The sequence below is a fragment of the Dongia sp. genome (assembly GCF_041910485.1).
Classification (GTDB): domain Bacteria; phylum Pseudomonadota; class Alphaproteobacteria; order Dongiales; family Dongiaceae; genus Dongia.
On sequence record NZ_JAYRQR010000058.1, the window covers coordinates 49929 to 71474 of the forward strand.

The 21546-nt window shown below is 62.2% G+C and carries 17 protein-coding genes; 12 read left to right on the plus strand and 5 right to left on the minus strand.

Annotated features, from left to right (window positions below; translation table 11 throughout):
* The first annotated feature begins 50 nt into the window (after positions 1 to 50).
* From thiB to thiQ, 3 genes are read left to right on the plus strand one after another with little or no spacing between them, the layout of a single operon-like run.
* A complete protein-coding gene (gene thiB / locus ACE3PP_RS18890) occupies positions 51 to 1061 on the plus strand; it encodes a thiamine ABC transporter substrate binding subunit (RefSeq protein WP_374384830.1) in 1011 nt (336 codons plus the stop codon).
* On the plus strand, positions 1037 to 2701 hold the full coding sequence (gene thiP / locus ACE3PP_RS18895) for a thiamine/thiamine pyrophosphate ABC transporter permease (protein ID WP_374384831.1): 1665 nt from the start codon (positions 1037 to 1039) through the stop codon (positions 2699 to 2701). Before thiB ends, thiP begins: the two co-directional genes overlap by 25 nt.
* Complete coding sequence (thiQ, locus tag ACE3PP_RS18900) at positions 2688 to 3389, plus strand: thiamine ABC transporter ATP-binding protein (RefSeq protein WP_374384832.1); 702 nt, start codon at positions 2688 to 2690, stop codon at positions 3387 to 3389. The genes thiP and thiQ overlap by 14 nt, the downstream gene beginning before the upstream one ends.
* On the opposite strand, the gene ACE3PP_RS18905 is transcribed toward thiQ, so the two are convergent.
* The gene (locus ACE3PP_RS18905) at positions 3386 to 4696 is read right to left on the minus strand and encodes an aspartate aminotransferase family protein (protein ID WP_374384833.1); all 1311 of its coding nucleotides are present in this window, start codon (positions 4694 to 4696) and stop codon (positions 3386 to 3388) included. The genes thiQ and ACE3PP_RS18905 overlap by 4 nt on opposite strands.
* Before the next feature lie 134 nt (positions 4697 to 4830).
* Here ACE3PP_RS18905 and ACE3PP_RS18910 point away from each other — a divergent pair, with 134 nt between their 5' ends.
* A complete protein-coding gene (locus ACE3PP_RS18910) occupies positions 4831 to 6666 on the plus strand; it encodes a prolyl oligopeptidase family serine peptidase (RefSeq protein WP_374384835.1) in 1836 nt (611 codons plus the stop codon).
* A 13-nt stretch (positions 6667 to 6679) separates the two neighbouring features.
* On the opposite strand, the gene ACE3PP_RS18915 is transcribed toward ACE3PP_RS18910, so the two are convergent.
* Entirely contained in the window at positions 6680 to 7354 is a 675-nt protein-coding gene (locus ACE3PP_RS18915; protein ID WP_374384836.1) for a Fe2+-dependent dioxygenase, read from the minus strand.
* Positions 7355 to 7386: 32 nt separating this feature from the next.
* A complete protein-coding gene (locus ACE3PP_RS18920) occupies positions 7387 to 8607 on the minus strand; it encodes an aminotransferase class V-fold PLP-dependent enzyme (RefSeq protein ID WP_374384837.1) in 1221 nt (406 codons plus the stop codon).
* Between the two features lie 307 nt (positions 8608 to 8914).
* On the opposite strand from ACE3PP_RS18920, the gene ACE3PP_RS18925 reads away from it, so the two are divergent.
* The 7 genes from ACE3PP_RS18925 (at position 8915) to ACE3PP_RS18955 (ending at position 16542) form a co-directional block, all read left to right on the plus strand.
* Complete coding sequence (locus ACE3PP_RS18925; RefSeq protein WP_374384838.1) at positions 8915 to 10021, plus strand: PotD/PotF family extracellular solute-binding protein; 1107 nt, start codon at positions 8915 to 8917, stop codon at positions 10019 to 10021.
* A 77-nt stretch (positions 10022 to 10098) separates the two neighbouring features.
* Complete coding sequence (locus tag ACE3PP_RS18930) at positions 10099 to 10962, plus strand: ABC transporter permease (RefSeq protein ID WP_374384839.1); 864 nt, start codon at positions 10099 to 10101, stop codon at positions 10960 to 10962.
* A complete protein-coding gene (locus ACE3PP_RS18935) occupies positions 10959 to 11774 on the plus strand; it encodes an ABC transporter permease (RefSeq protein ID WP_374384840.1) in 816 nt (271 codons plus the stop codon). The genes ACE3PP_RS18930 and ACE3PP_RS18935 overlap by 4 nt, the downstream gene beginning before the upstream one ends.
* The gene (locus ACE3PP_RS18940) at positions 11767 to 12837 is read left to right on the plus strand and encodes an ABC transporter ATP-binding protein (protein ID WP_374384841.1); all 1071 of its coding nucleotides are present in this window, start codon (positions 11767 to 11769) and stop codon (positions 12835 to 12837) included. Before ACE3PP_RS18935 ends, ACE3PP_RS18940 begins: the two co-directional genes overlap by 8 nt.
* The gene (locus ACE3PP_RS18945) at positions 12834 to 13433 is read left to right on the plus strand and encodes a cysteine hydrolase family protein (protein ID WP_374384842.1); all 600 of its coding nucleotides are present in this window, start codon (positions 12834 to 12836) and stop codon (positions 13431 to 13433) included. Before ACE3PP_RS18940 ends, ACE3PP_RS18945 begins: the two co-directional genes overlap by 4 nt.
* Complete coding sequence (locus tag ACE3PP_RS18950; protein ID WP_374384843.1) at positions 13430 to 15634, plus strand: trehalase family glycosidase; 2205 nt, start codon at positions 13430 to 13432, stop codon at positions 15632 to 15634. The genes ACE3PP_RS18945 and ACE3PP_RS18950 overlap by 4 nt, the downstream gene beginning before the upstream one ends.
* Positions 15631 to 16542, plus strand: coding sequence for a ribokinase (locus ACE3PP_RS18955; RefSeq protein WP_374384844.1), 912 nt, complete (start codon positions 15631 to 15633; stop codon positions 16540 to 16542). The genes ACE3PP_RS18950 and ACE3PP_RS18955 overlap by 4 nt, the downstream gene beginning before the upstream one ends.
* On the opposite strand, the gene ACE3PP_RS18960 is transcribed toward ACE3PP_RS18955, so the two are convergent.
* A complete protein-coding gene (locus tag ACE3PP_RS18960; RefSeq protein ID WP_374384845.1) occupies positions 16539 to 18008 on the minus strand; it encodes a M81 family metallopeptidase in 1470 nt (489 codons plus the stop codon). The two genes, ACE3PP_RS18955 and ACE3PP_RS18960, sit on opposite strands and share 4 nt — an antisense overlap.
* 128 nt (positions 18009 to 18136) lie before the next feature.
* Between ACE3PP_RS18960 and ACE3PP_RS18965 the strand changes: the two genes are divergently transcribed.
* The gene (locus ACE3PP_RS18965) at positions 18137 to 20203 is read left to right on the plus strand and encodes an FAD-dependent oxidoreductase (RefSeq protein ID WP_374384846.1); all 2067 of its coding nucleotides are present in this window, start codon (positions 18137 to 18139) and stop codon (positions 20201 to 20203) included.
* Between the two features lie 12 nt (positions 20204 to 20215).
* On the opposite strand, the gene ACE3PP_RS18970 is transcribed toward ACE3PP_RS18965, so the two are convergent.
* A complete protein-coding gene (locus ACE3PP_RS18970) occupies positions 20216 to 21493 on the minus strand; it encodes an MFS transporter (RefSeq protein WP_374384847.1) in 1278 nt (425 codons plus the stop codon).
* Positions 21494 to 21546 lie beyond the last annotated feature (53 nt).

Below are 21546 nucleotides of genomic sequence, written 5' to 3' on the forward strand. Positions count from 1 at the left end.
ATCCCGCATTCATCCGATCCGCTGGAACCCAAAGCGGAGGAGATGAAACCGTGCGACTGCGACACCTAGCGATATCGACGATATTGGCCACTCTTGCGGCGCCTGGCCTCGCCGGCGCCGAGGCAAAACCGGCCCTCACCATCTATACCTACAATTCCTTCACCAGCGAATGGGGACCAGGCCCGGCGCTGGAGAAGAGCTTTGAGGCGCAATGCGCATGCGACATCAACTGGGTAGCGCTCGAAGATGGTGCCGCCTTGCTCGCGCGACTCAAGCTCGAGGGAGCGAACACCAAGGCGGATATCGTGCTGGGTCTCGACACCAATCTGACGGCTGAGACCAAAGCGACCGGCCTCATCACGCCGCACGGTGCTGACCTATCGGGTCTTTCGCTTCCCATCGCGTGGAAGGACGCGGATTTCGTGCCCTATGATTGGGGTTATTTCGCCTTCGTCTATGACAGCGAGAAGCTGAAGGCGCCGCCGCAGAGCCTTGCGGAGCTGGTCGACGGCAAGGATGCGCCGAAGATATTGCTGGAAGATCCACGCACCAGCACGCCGGGTCTCGGTCTCGTCATGTGGATGAATGAAATCTATGGCGACAAAGCGGCAGATGCCTGGAAGGGTCTCAAGCCGAAAATCCTCACCGTCAGCAAGGGTTGGAGCGAAGCCTACGGCCTCTTCACGCAAGGCGAGGCGCCGATGGTACTTTCCTACACAACCTCGCCCGCCTATCACCAGATCGTAGAGAAATCGGACCGCTACAAGGCTCTGGTTTTTCCGGAAGGCAATTACATGCAGGTCGAAGTGGCGGCGCGCATCAAGGGCTCGGCACATGCCGACCTTGCTACGGCGTTTCTGCAATTCCTCGTCTCGCCCGAGGCGCAGAAGGTCATTCCCACCACCAACTACATGTATCCGGTGCGTGATATCGGTGCCGACCTGCCGCCCGAATTCGCGGCCTTGCCGAAGCCCGAAAAATCGCTGCTGCTCTCCGCCGAAAAGGCCGCGGCCAATCGCGATGCCTGGATCAAGACATGGATCGAGACCATCAGTCAATAACAGGCCTGTCGATCGGGAGGCGCCGCTCGCGACGCACCCCGGCCGCCGGGATCGGGGTCTGGCCCGCAACCGTCCTGACCGGTTGCGGGCTTGCCGCGATTCTGGCGGCAGCCGCCGTCGCCATTTTCGCTCTGCTGGTTTCGACCGGCGGATTTGATCTGCATTTGGCCAGCCTCGGCTATCTGGGGCGGGTGCTGGGCTTTACCCTGTGGCAGGCGCTGCTCTCGACACTTCTGTCGCTGTCGGCCGCGGTGCCGGTGACGCGTGCACTGGCGCGTCGTCCCAGCTTTCCGGGTCGTGCCTGGCTTTTGCGACTTTGCGCCTTGCCGATGGTGATGCCGACAATCGTCGGCATTTTCGGAATCGTGGCCGTCTTCGGCGGAAGCGGCTATCTGGCGTCCCTCGGCACGTTCCTGGGCGCCAACTGGCGGCCGCAAATATACGGCCTGCACGGCATTCTGCTGGCTCACGTCTTCTTCAATCTGCCGCTGGCCATCAGGTTGCTGCTGCCGTCTTATGCTGCTGTTCCGCCGGAAAGCTGGCGACTGGCGGCGCAACTCGGCATGAAAGGCCGAGACGTCTTTCGTTTCATCGAGGTGCCGCTGCTGCGGCAACAGCTTCCCGGCATCTTCATCATCATTTTCATGCTGTGCTTCACGACCTTTGCCGTGGCGCTGACATTAGGTGGTGGTCCCGGAGCGACGACGCTGGAGGTTGCGATCTACCAAGCGCTGCGCTTCGACTTCGATCTTGGCCTGGGGGCGATGCTGGCGCTGCTGCAGGCCCTGCTGTGCGCGGCCGGTGCCTGGGCGGTCTGGCGCACAGGACGCGACATGGCGATGGGCAGCCAGACGCGACTCACCGTCCGCCGTTATGATGGCGTCGGTCCGATGACGCGCATCGGCGACTACACACTCATTCTTCTAGCCGGGCTCTTCGTCGCCCTGCCTGTTGTTGCTCTTGTCCAGAAAGGTCTCTTTGGCCTCCATGCCGCAGCCGCGCCAACTCTTCTGCTGCGAGCCAGCCTGATCAGTATCGGACTGGGTCTTGGTGGCGGCATCGTCGCCACGGGGGGCGGCTATGTGTTGGCGCAGGCGCGTCGTCACCTCGTGGCGCAACACTATCGCCGCTCGGCATTCTTGCTGGCCCTGGTGGGGCGGTTGGGCCTCTTCGTTTCGCCGATGGTGATGGGGACGGGCATCTTCCTCGCTGCGGCGGGGCGGGTCGATCTCTATCAATTGGCCGTGCCGGGTGTCATTTTGCTGAATGCGGTGCTGGCACTGCCTTTCGTGCTCGGCCTGCTGGAGCCGGCGCTGGCTGGCGCTGCAGAACGTCACGACAAGCTCTGCGCCGCGCTGGGCATCAAAGGGTGGCAGCGCTGGCGGCACATCGACTGGCCGGTCCTGCGGCGGCCTATCGGCAGCGCGCTGGCGCTGGCAAGTGTCATCTCGCTCGGCGACCTCGGTGCCATCGCTCTTTTCGGCAACCAGGACCTGACCAATCTGACCTTGCTGCTCTATGGTCAGTTGGGGGCCTATCGGCTGGATGGCGCGGCTAGCACCGCTTTGCTGTTGCTGCTGCTGACGCTTTTGACTTATGCCGTGATTGAACGTTGGGTGGGTGGTCGTGAGTTACATTGACGTCGCCGGTGTCGAGTTCACCTATGAGGATCTGGTCATGCATTTCGACCTGAGCATCGAGCCGGGCGAAGTGATGGCGGTGATCGGACCGAGTGGTGCCGGGAAAAGCACGCTCCTGGCGCTCATCGGCGGGTTCGAAACGGCGCAGGCTGGCCGCATCCGCATCGGCGGTGAAGACGTGACCGACCTGCCGCCGGATGCCCGGCCGGTGACGACCCTGTTCCAGGACCACAATCTCTTTGCGCACCTCAACGTCATCCAGAATGTCGGGCTCGGCCTTCATCCTGGATTGCGGCTGACAGCCGAAGAGAAGGATCAGATCGCCTGGGCGTTGCGCGAGGTGGGGCTTGCGGGGTTCGAAGAGCGTCTGCCCGGTCAATTGTCTGGGGGCGAGCGCCAGCGCGTGGCCATTGCCCGCTGCATTCTGCGCAGGCGCCCCATCCTGATGCTGGACGAAGCGTTCGCAGCCCTGGGGCCGGCGCTACGCCGCGAGATGCTGGAACTGATCCTCTCGCTGAGGACGCAAAAAGGCCTTACCATTCTCATGGTGACTCACGACCCGGCCGACGCCCTTTTTGCTGCCGATCGGACGGCATTCGTCGCGGCCGGGCGCGTCGTGCTCAGCGGCGCAACCGCCGCAGTGCTGGCATCACAGCATGCGGCGATCCGCGACTATCTCGGTACCTAGGCTGCCAGCAGCGGCCGGCGCGAGGTGACGAACTCTTCGGTCTGAGCGATGAAGCGGTCGATATCGGCATCGGTAAGCGCCAGACTGAGCGCCACGTAGCCGCGCCGGGCGAAGAACAGACCGGCGGCGATAAAGTCGAGATGCATGAGCTTGTGCAGCTTGCCATGCAGCACCTCTTCCTCGGCGCTGCCGTGAACCGGCCGATCCACCACATCCTTGGTGAAATGGATGCCGACGAACGAACCGCAGCCGGTCGAACTCAGCGCCACGCCGTGCTTGTCACCCAGCGCGTTGAGTCCGTCCCGCAGCCGGTCGCCCTTGGCGTTGAGCGCCATCGCGGCTTCCGGCGTGTAGATGTCGCGCAGGCCCGTGAGGCCGGCTGCCATCGACAGGACATTGTTGTTGAATGTGCCGGCATGGGGCCAATAGCCGGGCTTCTCGGGATTGTAATGGTCCATGATGTCGGCGCGGCCGCCGAAGGCGCCGAAGGACGAGCCGCCGCCCAGATATTTGCCAAGGGTCGTCATGTCGGGCGTTACACCGAGGGCGGCCTGCAGGCCACCCGATGAGAGGCGCGAGGTCATCACTTCGTCAAAAATGAGGATGATGTCGAGCTCGCTTGCCGCCTGGCGCAGGGCGCCAAGGAAATCCCTGCGTGCCGGCAGACAGCCGCCGCTCCCCAGCATCGGTTCGACCAGGATCGCCGCCAGCTCGCTGCCGTGACGGCGGATGAGGTCCAGCGTGCCTTCGACATCGTTATAGGGGGCCACCACCCAATCGAGCGGCAGGTTGATCGGGATGCCGCCATGCCCGAAATAGAGCACGCCACCATGATAGCCGCCGTCGAACACCATGATCTTCTTGCGCCCCGTATGCGCCTGTGCCGTCATCAGCGCGAAGACGTTTGCCTCGGTGCCCGAATTGCAGAAGCGCAGGGATTGCAATGACGGGAAACGGTTCTTGAGGATTCCGGCAAGCTCGGCCTCATAGACATTGGGGCCGCCAAGAACGGTGCCGTCATCAATGGCCTTTTTCAGTGCCGCCTGGATCTTCGGGTTGGAGTGCCCATAGAGGCCGGCCGAATATTCGCCGAGATAATCGACATAAGCATGACCGTCGAGATCGGTTAGGACGGCGCCTTCGCCCTTCGACCACGCAAGCGGAAAGGGCGAATAATGCAGCACGGTCCGCGTATTGCCACCGGGGAGGGCATTGCGGGCGGCGTCATGGCGCGCGAGACTCGCCGGATTTGCGGCGGTGTAACGGCTTTCCGCTTCGGCAAGAGCGGCGTCGAGAGAAACGTTCATCTGGAACCTCAATGGTTTGGCGTGCGGCGTTGAACCTGGAAGCACCGTCAAAATTCTGCATCTCTTGTAGCCCATCTGTGCAGAATGGGCGAGGGGCGCTAGGTTTGGCCCAGTATGCAAGACGGACATGGATGATGACGGACCTTTCCGCGCACGATTCCTTTCTCGATCGGTTGCTGGATCTGCCGGCGATCTATGACGCCGATCTTTCGCCCGATGGATCGCAGCTCGCCTGGATCTGGGGCAAGCTGGCGCCGACGACGCAATTGTGGATGCAACCGGCCGACGGCAGCGCGCCGCCGCGTTGCCTCGTCGATGACGGGCGCGATTGCGATTATCTGATCTGGGCGCGGGACGGGCGCTCCATCATCGTCGGCCAGTCGCAGGATGGCGACGAGCGGATCAGTCTGCTGCAGGTCTTCCTCGACAATCTGCCCCCGCGCCGCCTGACGCCAGAGGCGCCGGACTATTATATCCACGGCGGTCAGCTGCTCGCCGATAATCGCACGCTGGTCTATGCCGCCAATGTCGATCCGGACACAGGAGCGGAGACCGAAGCCGCGTTCATCTATTGCCACGATATCGAGCGTGGCGAGAAAAGAGTAATTGCTCGACCTGAGAAGGCAGCCTTCATGTGGCCGCTCGTCTCCCCCGACGACAAATACCTACTCTATGAACGCAAGGATCTCGATCCCGCCGGCGCACAGCTTTGGTTGGCGGCGATCGATGGCAGTTTCGACCGGGAGATTGTCAATGTCGGCGCAGCAGCCAAGGTCGACGGCGCCTGGTCGCCGGACGGGCAATCCATCGTCCTGGCTGCGGAGGGAAAACCGCATCGCCGCATCGGCCTTTGGCATTTGGCCGATGAGCGCATCGACTGGCTGGTCGCCGACCCCTCTCGAAATATCGAGGACGCCATCTGGTTGAAGCGCACCGATCATCTGGTGATCGAAGAGGTCAGGATGGCGCGCCCCATGATCAGCTTTCTCGATCCGGGATCGCGAATGGAATCCCCCTTTCAGCCAGGGCGTGGCGCCTATGACCCACTCGGTCTCGCAGCCGACGGCCGCTGGGTGAGCTGGCATTACGACGCACAAACACCGGCTCGCCTTCTGCGGCTGGAGCGCAACGCACCTTATAGGGCGGTCGGCATGCTTGCCGAACATCCGACCAGGCCCGCTCTTCCCCCTGAAGAACTTGTGCCGGCCGAAGATTATCGTTGGATTTCGGTCGACGGCCTGGAAATCCAGGGTTGGCTTTATCGGAGCCGCGTTCCGGCGTTGGGCACGATATTGCTGGTTCACGGCGGGCCGACGCACCATGATGAAGATGCGTTCGATCCCGAGATTCAATATTACGTCGCCTGCGGCTTCAACGTGATGACGCCCAACTATCGGGGCTCAACCGGCTTCAGCCTTGCCTTCGAGGAATCGATCCGGGTGGAAGGGTGGGGCGGCAAGGAACAGGAAGACATCCGCACCGGTGCCGAAGCGCTTATTCGGGACGGCATTGCAGTTGCCGGGAAGGTTGGCATCACCGGCACATCCTATGGCGGCTATTCATCCTGGTGGGCGATCACGCATTTTCCCGTCGCGACCATTGCCGCCGCGGCACCGATCTGCGGCATGACGGACCTGGTGGTCGATTACGAGACGACCCGGCCTGATTTGCGGCCCTATTCAGAAGAGATGATGGGCGGATCGCCGCAGACCGCGCCGGATCGGTTCCGCGAGCGTTCGCCGATTCATTTTGTCAGTCATATCAAGGGGCGGCTCTTGATCGTTCAGGGCGAGAACGATCCCAATGTGACCCCGCAGAACGTCACCGACGTTGTGCATCGCCTTAAAGCGGCGGGCGTCGATTACGAGTTGCTCACCTTCGACGATGAGGGGCACGGCATCGGCCGGCCGGAGAATCAGCGCGTCCTGTTCAGGCGTATCGTTGCGTTCTTTGCCGACGCTTTCGCTTGAGCCGGTGGGAAGATCAGTTCTCGGACCAGAGGCGCAGCAGATTGGTGTAAAGATGGCACGCCGTGTCGGCCTCAACCATCTTCGGATCAATGCTGTGCAACTTGTCGCGGATCTGGAGAGCATCATAGAGAAACTGCCGATGCCGCTCGTCCCGCACATAGGATTGAATCCAGGTGACGGCAACCAGCCGCTCCCCCTTCGTCACTTCGGCGACTTCATGCAGCGTGCCGGAGGGATAGATGACCGCATAGCGCGCCGGCAGTTTGATCTCTTGGATCCCATAGGGTGAATGTACGACCAACTCACCGCCTTCATATTCTTTGGCGTCGTTCAAGAAGACGGTGCAGGAAACATCGGTGCGGTCCCGCGCGAGAGACGAACCCATCAATGCATCGTCGACATGCACTCCGTACGTCATCCCCGGGCGATAGCGGCTGATCAGGGGCGGCCTGATACGCAACGGAATGGCGCCACGGCGAAACTCTTTGGACCGCAAGAGCGCGCCGACCACGATCTCCTGCAACTGCTTCTTGTTGCTCGCGTCCTTGGCAACCTGCTCATTGTTCTTGACCAGCTTCGCGCGAAAGCCCGCCGTTTCCTTGCCGTCGACGAAATTCGACTGCGAAGCCAGAAGGCGCAACTGGGACTGTTCGTCCGGAGTGAGGACATCGGGAATAATGAGAATCATGTGCGCTCGGTCTCGTGGTTGGAATGCCGACCCTAACGCAGCATCTGCCGCACGCGTGCCAAGCTGTCAACCAGTCGGTCGATATCCTGGGTTGTGTTGTGGGCGGCAAACGAAATGCGGGCCGTGCCGGTGATGCCGAAATGATCCATCAGCGGCTGGGCGCAATGGTGCCCGGCGCGGAGACAGACACCGCTTTCGCCGAGGAGCGTCCCGATATCATGTGGATGGAGCCCGTCCATCGTGAACGACATGATTCCAATCCGCTCTTTCGGCGCGCCGATGATGTTGAGGCCGGATATCTCCGGCAACCGTTCCGCGGCATAGGTGGCAAGCGCGGCATCATGTCCGGCTAGGGCCGGGAAACCGATTTCCTCGATGAAGTCGAGTGCGCTCGCGAAGGCGATGGCCGGCCCGATGGCCGGTGTGCCGGCCTCAAAGCGACGCGGGCCGTGCGCAAATTCGGTGTGTTCGATGGTGACCGAGCGGATCATGCCGCCACCGCCCAGGAAGGGTGGCAGATCGTCCATGATGGCTTCCTTGACGAACAGCGCACCGATGCCGTCCGGCCCATACAGCTTGTGTCCGGTGATGGCGAGGAAATCGCAATCGAGTGACCTGACGTCGATCGGCAGATGGGGCGCTGCCTGAGCGGCATCGACCAGAACGAGGGCGCCGGCCGCATGCGCCATAGCGATCATCTTGGGCAGGGGCGTCACGGTGCCGATCGTATTGGCGGCGGCGGTAATGGCAACAAGCTTCGGTTCGCGCGCCAGCAGCATTTCATAGCGGGCGAGATCGATGTTCCCGGCGCTGTCGATTGGGATGGCGGCGAGGCGCAGGCGCCGCCGTTCTTTGAGCAACTGCCACGGCACGATATTGGCGTGATGTTCCAGCAGCGACGTGAGGATGAGGTCGCCCGGCCGCAATTGGCTGTCGCCATAGGCATGGGCGACCAGGTTGATGGCTTCGGTCGCGTTGCGGGTGAAGATGATCTCGTTCCTGGTCGCACCGAGAAAGCGGGCGACCCGGGCGCGTGCCTTGTCGTAGGCGTCGCTTGCCTCCTCACTCAAAGGATAGAGGCCACGGTGGATGTTCGCATATTCATGACGATAGAAATTGACCAATCGGTCAATGACGACGTCGGGCTTTTGTGCACTGGAGGCGCTATCGAGATAGACGAGGTCAGGTGCGTCGCGCAGCAATGGGAAGCGGGCGCGCGGGACCAAGGCATCGCCAGCTTTGCCAGCTTGCAATGTTTGAGGACCCCCGGTCGGTCTATTTTGCAGTTGCGTCATTCGCCGTAAGCCATTCCTCATCCGCTCGATGCATCCGCATCACGGCGGGACCGGCGAGGCAAGTCAAGGGCCGGGACTCGGTTGTTGCAGTGCAAAGGAAGTGGCGCCAAAAATCATCTCCCGATGATCAAGCATTGGTGAAGCGAAGTTTGTTTGTATACAAATGATCTTTGCTTGAATGTCGCCATAAACCATGTTTTGCTCGCAACCTGAAGGCACCGTTTCGTGTGCCGGTCGGGCCCTGGCCCCTAGGAGGATGGAAGATATGACTGGGAAGACGCGTTTGCTTAACAATGTGTCGCGCCGCAAGTTCGTTGCCGGCGCTTCGGCTCTTGGCCTCGGCATGGGGGTCGCCCCCTTCATCTCCCGCCGCGCCATGGCGTCCGGTGAGGTGAAGGTCCTCAACTGGCAGGGCTACGGCACCGACGAGAAATGGGCGCTCGATGCCTTCAAGGCGGCCACGGGTCTCGACGTGGTGCACGAATACTATAATTCCGAAGCCGAGATGATCACGAAGCTGCAGACCAATCCCGGGGTCTATGACGTGATCGTCACCAACTGCGCCTGGAATGGCCGCGCCTCCGAACTCGGCGTCGTGCAGCCGATCGACACCGCGAAGATCAGCCATTTCGCCGATCTCAACCCCGCCTTCCGCGATTCGAACCTGCTCAATGTCGACGGCAAGACCTACGGCGTCGCCTGGGTCTGGGGTATCACGGCCATCGCCTATTCGACCGACGTCTTCAAGGATGCCCCGAAATCGCTCGAAGTGCTGTGGGATGCCAAGAACGCCAAGCGCGTTGCTCTGCGCGACGACGCCATCGAGGCGGTGAGCTTTGCGGCCCTTGCCACCGGCCAGGACATGAACCACCCCAAGGACCTGGCGAAGGTGAAGGAAAAGCTGCTGGCGCTGAAGCCCAATGTGGCTTTGCTCTGGTCGTCGGAAGACGAGTGGAACAAGCAGTTCCAGGCCAAGGCTTTCGATGTCTCGGTCTACTGGTCGGGCTCGGCATTGCGCAGCAAGACCAATTTCAAATTGCCGGTCGGCTATGTCGTTTCCGACGAAGGTGGCGTGGGTTGGTTCGACGGCCTTGCCATCGGCAAGGATGCGCCGAATGCCGACGGTGCGCACAAGTTCATCGATTACATGATCGACCCGACCTATTACGTCGAATGGGCGACCAAGGTCGGCGCGCCGGCCTCGGCCAACACAAAGGCAATGGCGGCTCTCCCCGACAGCGATCCGTCGAAAGCCTTCTATGCCGATGAAGCGGCGATCAAGCGCCTGCAATACATGGCGCCGCTGTCCGACGAAGAGCGTCAGGCCTATTCCGACCTTTGGACTGAAGTGAAGACCGAGTACGCGAAGTAAGTTCCAGCTTCGCCCAGGAATGACAGACGCCGCTCCGACGCAAGGCGGAGCGGCGTCATCGTTCGGGAGGCTCTCTCATGCGCCCCACGACACGCACCCGCATCGCCATCGTCACGTTGACCGGACCCGCCTATCTGTGGCTGGCCTTGACGATTTTTTTGCCGCTGGCGGCGATGCTGGCGTTGAGTTTCCTCGACAAGTCGCCGCTGATGCCGACCCCCGGCAGCTTTACCTGGAGCAACTACGGGGCTTTCTTTTCCAAGCCGTTCTATTGGCCGCTGACGCGCTGGTCGATCGAACTCGGCCTCTGGGTTACCTTCTTCTGCCTGCTTGTCGGCTACCCGGCAGCCTATGCGTTGGCAAAGCGTGTCAAGGGACGCTGGCGGGAGGCGATCTTCCTGCTCATCGTGCTGCCTTTCTGGTCCAATGCCCTGGTGCGGATCTTTTCCTGGACCATGGTGCTGCGGCCCAACGGCATTGTTGACGTCGCCGTCCAGTCCGTCTTTCCAGGAGCACCCCAGGTCGACCTGCTGTTCACCTATCCGGCGGTGATCATTGGCCTGGTCCATTCCTATCTGCCTTACATGATCCTCACCTGTTACATCGCCTTGCAGGCGATCGACGACAGCCTGATTGAAGCTGGGCGGTCCTTGGGCGCCAGCAAGCTCACGACTTTCCGTCGCGTGGTTCTGCCGCTGAGCTTGCCCGGGATCATTTCCGGTGCGGCGTTGATCTTCGTGCCGGTGATCGGATCGTTCATGGAGCCGCGGATTCTGGGGGGCGCCAAAGGGGCGACGCTCGGCATGAATATTGAGGAGCAGTTCACCGTGACGGCGAACTGGCCGTTGGGCTCGGCGCTCTCCTTCGTCCTCCTTGCCATCGTACTGGTGATCTTCGGCATTCTTTATCCCTTCCTCCGCAAGCAGGGAGGAACGGCATGAGGCGTCTCGTCGACGGCGGAATCCGCTTCTATCTCATACTTGTGCTCGTCTTCCTCTATTTGCCTATCCTGGTGATGGCGCTGCTCGCCTTCAACAAGTCGCCGCTCTACGGCCTGCCGTTCGAGTTCGATCTCGTCTGGTTCAAGGCCCTCGCTGAGAATGACAAGTTGCTCAAGGCGGGCCTCAACAGCGTGCTGATCGCCCTTGCCAATACAGTGATCGCGACGAGCCTCGGCACCATGGCCGCCGTTGCCTTCGGCCGCTATGCCTTCCGCGGCAAGACCTTGCTGCAGGCGCTGCTCTTTCCGCCGATCGCCATTCCCTGGCTGGTCATCGGCACCGCGATGCTGGTTTTCTTCTTCTGGATCGGCAAGGCCATCGGCGCGCCCGGTATTGCGCGCGGCCTCCATGCCATTTTGCTGGGCCACGTCGCCCTGTCGCTGCCCTATGTCATCTTCGTCGTGGGCGCGCGCCTCAACGATTATCCGAAGTCGCTCGAAGAGGCGGCGGCAACGCTGGGTGCCACACCCTGGCAGGTGTTCCGGCGCGTATCGGTGCCGATCCTGGCGCCGGGTGTCGTCGCAGCTTCCTTGTTTGCCTTCGCCGTATCCTTCGATCAGTTCGTCATTTCCTATTTCCTGGCCCCGCCCGGCATTACCACCTTGCCTGTCGAGATCTACACCTCGATCCGCAAGGGGTTCACGCCGGAAATCAATGCCATCTCGACCATCATCATTTTCGTTTCGATGGGGCTGATGCTGATCGTGGCCAGGTTCTATCGTTTCGGTGGGGAGAGATCCGGCAATGAGTGAAGTCGCCGTCACGGGCGCCATCAAACGCTACGGTGCGGTCGCTGCCTTGGACGGCGTCGATCTGACGTTTGCCGATGGCGAGTTTTTCGGACTGCTCGGTCCGTCCGGTTCGGGCAAGACGACACTGCTCCGGGCGATCGCCGGCTTTATCGACCTTGATGCCGGCGAGATCCGCATCGATGGGACCGATATCTCGCGCATTCCCGTGCACCAGCGCAACATCGGCATGGTGTTCCAGAACTATGCGCTGTTTCCGCATATGAGCGTTGCCGAGAACATCGCCTTCGGCCTCGACGTACGCGGTGTGCCGGCGGGCGAAATCAAGGAGCGCGTTGCCGAAAGCCTCAACCTCGTTCGCCTGTCGGGACTGGAACAGCGTCGGCCGAAACAGCTGTCGGGTGGTCAGCAGCAGCGTGTGGCTCTGGCCCGCGCGCTCGTGACGCGGCCAAAGGTCCTGTTGCTCGACGAACCGCTATCGGCGCTGGACAAGCATTTGCGGCAGGAGATGCAGGTGGAACTCCGCCGCATCCAGCGCCAGATCGGCATCACGACCATTTTTGTGACCCATGACCAGGAAGAGGCGCTGACGCTCTCCGACCGGGTCGCCATCTTCAATAAAGGGCGTGTCGTTCAGGCTGGCGGCCCGCGTGAGGTCTATGAACGGCCGGTCAACCGATTTGCCGCCGGGTTTCTGGGCGAGGCCAATTTCATCGAAGGGAAAGTCGCGGCAATTCATGGCGACGAGGCACGCGTGACGGTGGAGGATGGCAGCGAGATCGTCGTTGCCGCGCAAGGCCTTTCCGTCGGCGCGAATGCCCTGGTTGCCTTGCGCCCGGAAAAGATCGGCATCGAACCTGGTGGTAGTCAGGCGCCGCGCCTCAATCGCGTCATCGGGCGCGTGCAGGCGGCCATCTTCTCGGGTTCCAGCCTGACCTACCGGATCAGCGTGGGACATCGCCTGTTCGTTGTCTTCGAGCAGAATAAGAGCCGGGCGCCACTGCCCGAGCAAAGTCCTGTCACGCTCGAATGGGTGACAGCCGACAATGTGGTGGTTGAGCCGTGAGCACCGATTCCAAACTGCCGTTGAGCAATCGCAGCCAGCATATCGTGGTCGACATGCAGGAAGTGTTCGCCACCAACCCGCAATGGGGCTTTGCCGGGATCTATAGTGTGGTGCCGGCCATTGCGCGGCTTGCGACGGCCAAACCAGCGCAAACGCTCTGGACCCGATTCATCTCGGCCCATTCGGCGGATGATGCGGAAGGATCCTGGGCGGCCCTTTATCGCAAATGGCCGGGCGCCACTCTGTCGGCCGGTGCGGAAATGGCCATCCTTCCCGATCTACTGAAGCTGGTTCATGCGCCGGGGAACGTCTTCGACAAGCCGACTTACTCCGCTTTCCACAACCCGGCATTCGCGCAGGCATTGAAGGAGCGCAAGGCTGATACATTGATCATGAGCGGCGTCGAGACCGACGTCTGCGTGCTGGCGACCCTGATGGATGCGGTCGATCGCGGCTATTTCGTCGTACTGCCGGGGGATGCGCTCATCAGTTCAGACGCCGATGGGCATCGTCACATTCTCGATGTCATTCCACGGCGCCTGCAATCCCAAGTCTATCTCAGCACCGTCGCGGAAGTTCTGGAGCAATGGCCGTGAGTGTCGCCAAGTTGGCCGAAGAGCGGCATTGGAACAGCTGGCGCAGCGAGTATCCGGCGCAGATGATGCATCTGCCCTTGCGACTTACCGTCACCATCACGGCCTATTCGGCCGCGGCGGCAAGCTTTACCGATTTTCCAGCGGTGAAAGGTGACATCGCTTACGGCCCGCGGGGAATCACAGCCGACAATGTGCGCTTTTCGGCGCGGCATGGCGGGTCAGCCTTTGATTGGCGCTGGGACCAGCCGTCCGGTGGGGCGTTGCGCGGCGCCTGGCAGGCGACGGCCTTCGCCGAATGGGGTTTGCGCTTCTGGATCATGCCGGTCTTCGAGGTCGAAGGCCGACCGGATATCCTTTGGACGTTCGACGAGGCTGCCGGCCTTCTCTCGGCCGAGATCGATGGGCAGCATGTGGTTGTCATCGGCAGTCAGGCGCCTTTGATGGCCACTTTTCACGCTGACCGATCAGGCCTCGCGGCGGAATTGGCAGAGCATGGCTATTTCTATCTGGGCTCACGCGGCGTGAGCGGCCGGGTTGCCGTTCTGCGGTACAATCTCGATGAAATGCCGGCCATGCAGTTTGCGATCGGCATCGGTGTTGACCCGGCATCGGCACTGGCCGATGCGAAGGTGGCGCTGAATGCCGCGCCAGCTCCCGATCTTTCCAATGATCCCGCACTGGGCGCCATTCGCGACATCGTCGGCTGGAATTCGGTCCACGATTTCATCAATGACTGGCCCTATATGAGCCTCAGCCGGACCTGGGTCGCGCAGAAGTTCGGCGGTTTTGGGCTGTGGCTCACCGACATCTTCTATCACGCGCTGGGTTCCGGCCTGCTCGATGCGGGACTGGCGCGCGAGAATATCCGAGCCGTGCTCGCAACCGAGACGCCGGAGGGCAATCTTCCCTGCCTGATCACCGGCCGCGACCAGTGGATCGACCGGTCGCAGCCGCCGGTCTGCTCATTCATTCTTTGGAAGATCTGGAAGCATACTGGGGCCGCCGATCTGATCGAACTTGGCTACCGCAAGCTGCTGCGTGCCCATGATTGGTGGTTCGCGCGGCGCGACGGGGCTGGGCGGGGCATGATGAGTTGGGGCACGTCCGCCGGTATCGGCAACGGCCTCTATCGCTCGACCAAGCTCGGCGCCAAGAACGAATCCTCAATGGACAATTCACCGATCCATGATGAGGCTGTGTTCGATACGGCCACCGGGTGTCTCGATTGCTTCGATGTGGGGCTCAACGCGCTCCTTGTCGTCGATGCGGAAGTGCTGGCCGATTGGGCGCGGTCCCTGGGGGATGCGGCGACGGCCGACCGGTTGCTGACGCGCGCCGCTTCTTTGCGGAAGCGGATCGCCGATCAGCTGTGGGACAAGGACCGGCAGATATTCGCCAATCGCCGCTGGGCGGGAGATTTCGTCCGCGCCGTGGCGCCGACCTCATTCTATCCGCTCCTCGCTGCGGCCGCTGATGCTGGCCAGCAACAAGGCCTTCTGCATGCGCTGGCTGATCCGAAGAAATTCGGCGGTCAATGGCGCCTCCCTTCGGTGACGCGTGATGACCCCGCCTACCACGACAATGTCTATTGGCGCGGGCGCATTTGGCCGCCGCTCAACTATCTCACCTACCAGGGTCTGAAACGCGCCGGCTTCGACGCAGTCGCCAGCGAACTGGCCGATGATTCCGCTGCTGTCTTTGCGGCAAGCTGGTCGCGGCGGCAATGTCCGGAAAATTTCAGCGCCGAAACCGGCCTCGGCGACGATCAGCCTGACACGGATCTTTTCTACGGCTGGGGCGTGCTGATGCCCATCATCGCCGTCAACGAAATCATCGATGTAACACCTTGGCATGGCTGGGAGTTGAACAACCGCGGCGCCGATCTGCATCTGGGTCCCCTCAATGCCTTCGGCCGACGGGCCGAGATCGACATCGCACGCGGGCGCCTCAATCTGCGTCTTGATGGGCGGCTGGTCCTGGCCAGCGAGATCATCGGCCGCCTGCGCCATGTCGAGATCGCCCCAAACCGGATCAGCTTCGAGGCACCGGCCATTGGCGGTCGCATCATCGTGCCGGGTCACGTGGGTGGCATCGGCTATGGCGATCTCGCACTCGAGGCGATGCACCAGGGCGAGGAGAGCATCATCGATCTGCCACCACGATCGGAACCGACGCGTTGCATCATCGAGGTGCGCCCATGATCGTTGTTTTTGGCTCACTCAATGTCGATGTCATTATCGGGGTGGGGCAATTGCCGAAGGCCGGCGAAACCGTTCTCGGGCCAGGCTATCATCTGGCGGCCGGTGGCAAGGGCGCCAACCAGGCGCTGGCGGCGGCGCGCGCCGGCGGCAATGTCACGATGGTCGGTGCGGTTGGCGCCGATCCGCTGGCGGACACGGCGCTCGCGGATCTGCGCACGGCTGGTGTCGATCTTGCCCGCATGGTGCGCGTCATCGAGCCGACTGGGCTGGCATCCATCTGCGTCGATGCCGCCGGAGAAAATCAGATCGTGGTCGCTTCGGGCGCCAATCGCATGGCGCGTGCCGATCAGGTGCCGGATGCGCTTCTTGGACCGGCAACGATCCTGGTGCTGCAGATGGAAACGCCACCCGATGAGAATTGGCAACTTGTTCGACGCGCCCGTTCCAAGGGCGCCCGTATCCTCCTGAACGTTGCACCGGCTGCGGCGCTGCCGGCTGAAATTCCGGAACTCGTCGATTGGCTGGTCGGCAATGAAACAGAAGCCCAGCAGATCGCGCGGCAGTTCAAGCTTTCTGCGGGCGATGCCCGCGCAGCAGCGGCTGCCATCGCTGCACATTGCGCAACCAATGTGATTGTGACCCTTGGCGGCGCTGGTGCCGAAGCGCATCTCAAGGATGGCGCGCGCATTGCGGTTCCGGCCTTGCCGATCAAGCCGGTCGATACCGTGGGTGCCGGTGATTCCTTCGTCGGCGGTCTGGCGGCGGCACTCGATCGCGGCAAGAGCCTTGCCGAGGCTTTGCGCTATGCCAGTGTCGGCGGCGCACTCGCCTGCCTCAAGAGCGGCGCGCAGCCGAGTCTTCCGCTGCTAAGCGACATTGAGTCCCGACTGCCCGAGCTTCCGGCCTAGCGCCCGGCCAGTAGAGCCTGGGGCGCAAATCTGAATTCATAGTGGCCGAGCGATGCCGCGGCTGGGCCCGGTGCGTCGCACTCGATGATGGCACGGGTGAGCGGCGTGAAACCCGCGCGGAAATGGTTCTTGGCCTTGACGCAGAGCAGGCCTGTTTGTGCAAGGTCTATGCCGTGCAGCGTGAAATAGGCAGGATCGTTGGGTGTCTGGCAGCTGGCGGTCACGATCACCTTGATGCCTTCGACGTCGAACAGCGCCGTGTCGCCGACATCGACCGCCAGATTGTGCTCGAACGGTCCGACATTGCGGAACTTGCCGTCGGTGAGAGCCAATACTTTGGCAGCAATCCGTACCGGTTTGCCGAAGGCCGAGCTGACGCGGCCGCCGAAGGCGACATCCAAGGTCGCGCCGATACCGGCACGGCGCGCTTCGATCACCAAATCCGGATCCCAGAAAAAGCCGAAGACGCACGGAACCTCGGGCTTCGCCTCGAGCAGCGCGCGGAAGAGGGTCGGCGTATCGCCGATACCGCCGGACAAGGGATTGTCGGCGGGGTCGGTAATGGCTGCCGGCTTGTCGCCGGGTGTGGCGAGCGCTTGGCGGATCGCCTCCTCCGGCGTGGGCAATTTGAGATCGAAACGTTCGCGTCGCGCGGCCATCTCCGCCGCCAGGGATTTGGCGGCGCGCTGCGCCAGCATGCGGTCGCCATCGGCAAATACCAGGGCGGTCGGACCGGCAAAGGGGGAATCCCCATAAGCAAAGCCACCGAAGACGGTTGCTTCGAGGATGCCGGGCTCGGCACGCCATTTGGCAGCGAGCGCCGCGATCTCGGCCATCGGTCCATCGGTCGTGCGCATGTTGAAACTGGTATAAATCGCCGGCACCTTGGCGATGGCACCGACCGGCCGGACCTTGCCGGCGACCATATCAACCAGCCGTGCGAGCGCCTCGCGCGCCACGTCGTCCATGTCGACATGCGGATAGGTCTTATAGCCGATGGCGATGTCGACCAGATCGATCATGGGCTGGCCTATATTGGCATGAAGATCGAACGTGACGGCCAGCGGCACTTTGCCGATCGTCTCGCGTACCTCGCGCAGCAATTCGAGCTCGGGTGTCGGATCGCTCTTGGTGATCATCGCGCCGTGCAGCGAAAGATAGACGGCGTCCCATTTTCCTTGCTGCAGGCCGGTGACGATATCGTTGCGGATGATGTCGAACGCATTGTCGGCGACGGGGCCGCCCGGCGGGGCGGCGGCGCAGCGCAGGAAGCTCACCTCCCAATCCGGCTGCGTGTCGGCGAAGCTGACCACGGCGCCCATTTCCGTCGCCGTATCGCGGTAGACGGCTAAGGCCGCCGGCCCGTCCGTCCATTCCCGCGCCTTGAAGATATCGAGGCCGGTGGCAATCGGCGAAAATGAATTGCCCTCGTACCACAGCCGCGCCACGGCCAGCTTCTTCTTCATATCGTCAGACTTCTTGAACGCCGCAAGGATGGGAAAGTTAGCCGGAAAGCATGGCTTGCGTCTATCTCGGCGGCCCGTCTAAAGTCCGCCCCAAAACCCGCATACCCATTCCAAGGCAGGGGGAAATCATGTCCCGCGACCCACGTTACGACATTCTGTTCGAGCCGGTGAAGATCGGCCCGGTCACGGCCCGGAATCGCTTTTTCCAGGTGCCGCATTGCAACGGGATGGGTCATCAGCATCCGCAGGGCCATGCCGCGATGCGTGGCATGAAGGCGGAAGGGGGCTGGGCTGTCGTCTCGACCGAGGAATGCGAGATTCACCCCAGCGGCGATGTGTCCCCTTACGTCGAAGCGCGTATCTGGGACGATCACGACATCCCCTATCTCTCCATGATGACCGAGGCTGTGCATCGCCACAATTCGCTGGCGGCGGTGGAACTGGTCCATAACGGCCCGTCCTCCTCGAACCTCTACAGCCGCGAAGTGCCAATCGGCCCCAGCCACCAGCCGACCAACTATTATCCATTCCAGGCGCGGGCGATGGATCGCGAGGATATCCGCAATTACCGCCGCTGGCATCGCGACGCGGCAATCCGCGCCAAGAAGGCCGGTTTCGATATCGTCTATGTCTATGCCGGCCACGACCTGTCGCTGCCCATGCACTTTCTGCAAAAGCGACGCAATCAGCGCACGGACGAATATGGCGGCAGCCTCGAGAACCGTGTCCGCCTCTTTCGCGAGTTGATCGAGGAAGCCAAGAGCGCTGTCGGCGATACCTGCGCCGTGGCCGTGCGTTTCGCTGTCGAGGAAATGATGGGCGATGACGGTGTCTCGCTCGAAGGCGAGGCGAAAGACATCGTCGCCATGCTGGCAGATCTCCCCGACCTCTGGGACGTCAACGTCTCCAACTGGAAATATGATTCCCAGACCTCGCGCTTTGCCGAGGAAGGCTATCAGGAACCCTTTACGTCCTTCGTCAAGAAACTGACCAGCAAGCCGGTGGTCGGCGTCGGCCGCTATACCTCGGCCGACCGCATGGTCTCGCTGATCAAGAAAGGGCATCTCGATTTCATCGGCGCGGCACGTCCCTCCATCGCCGATCCCTTCCTGCCCAAGAAGATCGAGGAAGGCCGTATCGACGATATCCGCGAATGCATCGGCTGCAACATCTGCATCACCGGCGATATGACCATTACGCCGATCCGCTGCACGCAGAACCCAACCATGGGCGAGGAATGGCGCAAGGGCTGGCACCCGGAAATCATCGCGCCCAAGGCTTCGAACGACCGTGTCTTGATCGTCGGCGGTGGCCCCGCCGGCCTCGAGGCGGCGCGTGCCCTGGGCCTGCGCGGCTATGAGGTGGCGCTGGCGGAAAGCTCGACCGAACTCGGCGGTCGCGTGAACAAGGAGTCGCGCCTTCCCGGCCTCTCCGCCTGGGGGCGCGTCCGCGACTATCGCTTGGGCCAGATCGGCAAGATGACCAATGTCGAAACCTATCTCGACAGCCGGATGGAAGCGGCGACGATCCTCGAACAGGGTTTCGAACGCGTGGTGCTTGCCACCGGCAGCCATTGGCGCAAGGACGGCGTGGGGCGCAGTCACGCCCGCGCCATTCCCGGCCTTGAGAACGCCAATGTCTTCTCGCCGGACGATGTCATGGAAGGCCGCCTGCCGCCCGCTGGGACGGTATTGGTCTATGACGACGATCTCTTCTATCTGGCCGGCGTTCTCTGCGAACGCCTGGTGAAGGCGGGTCTCAATGTCGTCTATGTGACGACGGCCGACGCCGCCTCGAGCTGGACCGGCAACACGCTGGAGCTCATCTTCATCAACAAGCGCCTGAGGGAGCTTGGCGTGCGCGTCATCACCTCGCACGACCTGGTCGAGGTCAAAGATGGCGTTGCTCAGCTCGATCATGCCTATGGCGAGAAGCCGCACTTCATCGCGGTCGATGCCGTGGTGCCGGTGACGGCGCGCCTGCCTGAAGAGGCGCTCTATCACGCGCTGGTGGCCAATCCAAACGCGCTGAAAGACGCCGGCATCAAGGCGGTGACGCGGATCGGCGATTGCCTGGCCCCCGGCATCATTGCCCACGCCGTCTATAGCGGCCACCGCTATGCGCGCGAACTCGATGCTGGCGATCTCGGCGAAGTGAAGTTCCGCCGCCCGCTCCCAATCATGGCGACGACGTAAGCCCCCGGTAATTTACTCCGACGAGACCCGCGCACCCACATGCGGCATGTGTTCGCCGCGCGGGTCGAGTTCCGGGGCGCCATAGGCGCCCTGGACGGCAGGGACGGCGACGAAATTGCTCTGCTCCTCCGGCGTCTTCGCCTTGCGCCGAAGCACGCGATAGAGCGCGAAGGCGACGATGAGGCCATAGCCGCAGCCGACGAAGAGGAAGAGGCCGTGTGGCCCCATCTCATTCATGGTGACACCGGCGAGCGACGGTCCGATCGAGGCGCCGAGGCCCCAGGCAAAGAGCAGGCCTGACGAGGCGGCGACGAAGTCTTTTTTGGCAACGTAGTCGCTGGTCTGCCCGATCCCCAGCGCGTAGAGCGGCGACTGGAAAGCTGAAAGCAGGAAGAAGAGGCAGAGCAGGAAAACGTAGGGAAGCTCGGGCGTTGCGAAAATGATGAGGCAGAGGAGGCACGATGCTGCGACGGTGCCGATGATGATCGGCCGGCGGCCATAGATGTCGGCAGCGTGACCGATCGGGAATTGCGACAGCAGCACGGCGATGGTGCCGACCAGAATGAGCAGCGACAGTTCTTTCTCACCCATCGCCATGCCGTCGATATAGGCGGGCAGCAGACCGTAGAGCGCACCATTGAGGAAGCCGGCACCGAAGCAGCAAACGACACCCAAAGGCGATGCCTTGAAGAGGCGCGGGATCGAGAGGTGCGTGTGCTCGCCGATCACGGGATTGCCGATCTTGGTAAGACCCAGCGGGATCATGGCACTTGCCATGCAGACTGTGCACAGCGCAAAGAGCAGCACGCCGGTCGGATCGTCTACGTTGAGGAGCAGCGGCGAGACGCCCGAGGCCCCCCAGCTCACCGCCGTATAGACGGCGAAGATCTTGCTGCGCGTATCGTCGCTCGATTTGTCGTTGAGCCAGGATTCGATCACCACGAAGCCGCCGGCGAGCGAAAAACCGGCGATGGCGCGGAAGGCGATCCAGAAATAGGCATCCTGGATGACGAGGTGCAGGACGGTGGCGTCGGCGGCAAGAACCACGAAGACACCGAAGGCGCGGATATGACCGACCCGCTTGATGATGCGCTGGCAGAACAGGGTTCCGGCTAAAAATCCTATGAAATAGGCCGAGGCGGCGGCGCCGATCACGATCGAGGAAACGCCCCAGCGCGCCAACTGAATGCCGATGAGCGGCATCAGCACGCCAAGCGCCGTCTCGATGAGGGTGATGCCGATGAGGACCGGAAGCACCGGCTGCATCGCCCGCCAAACGCCTTGAAGCATATTCGAACCCCTGCCAATCAACCCCCGTCCCCGGGGCGAATGTAGCGGGGCGG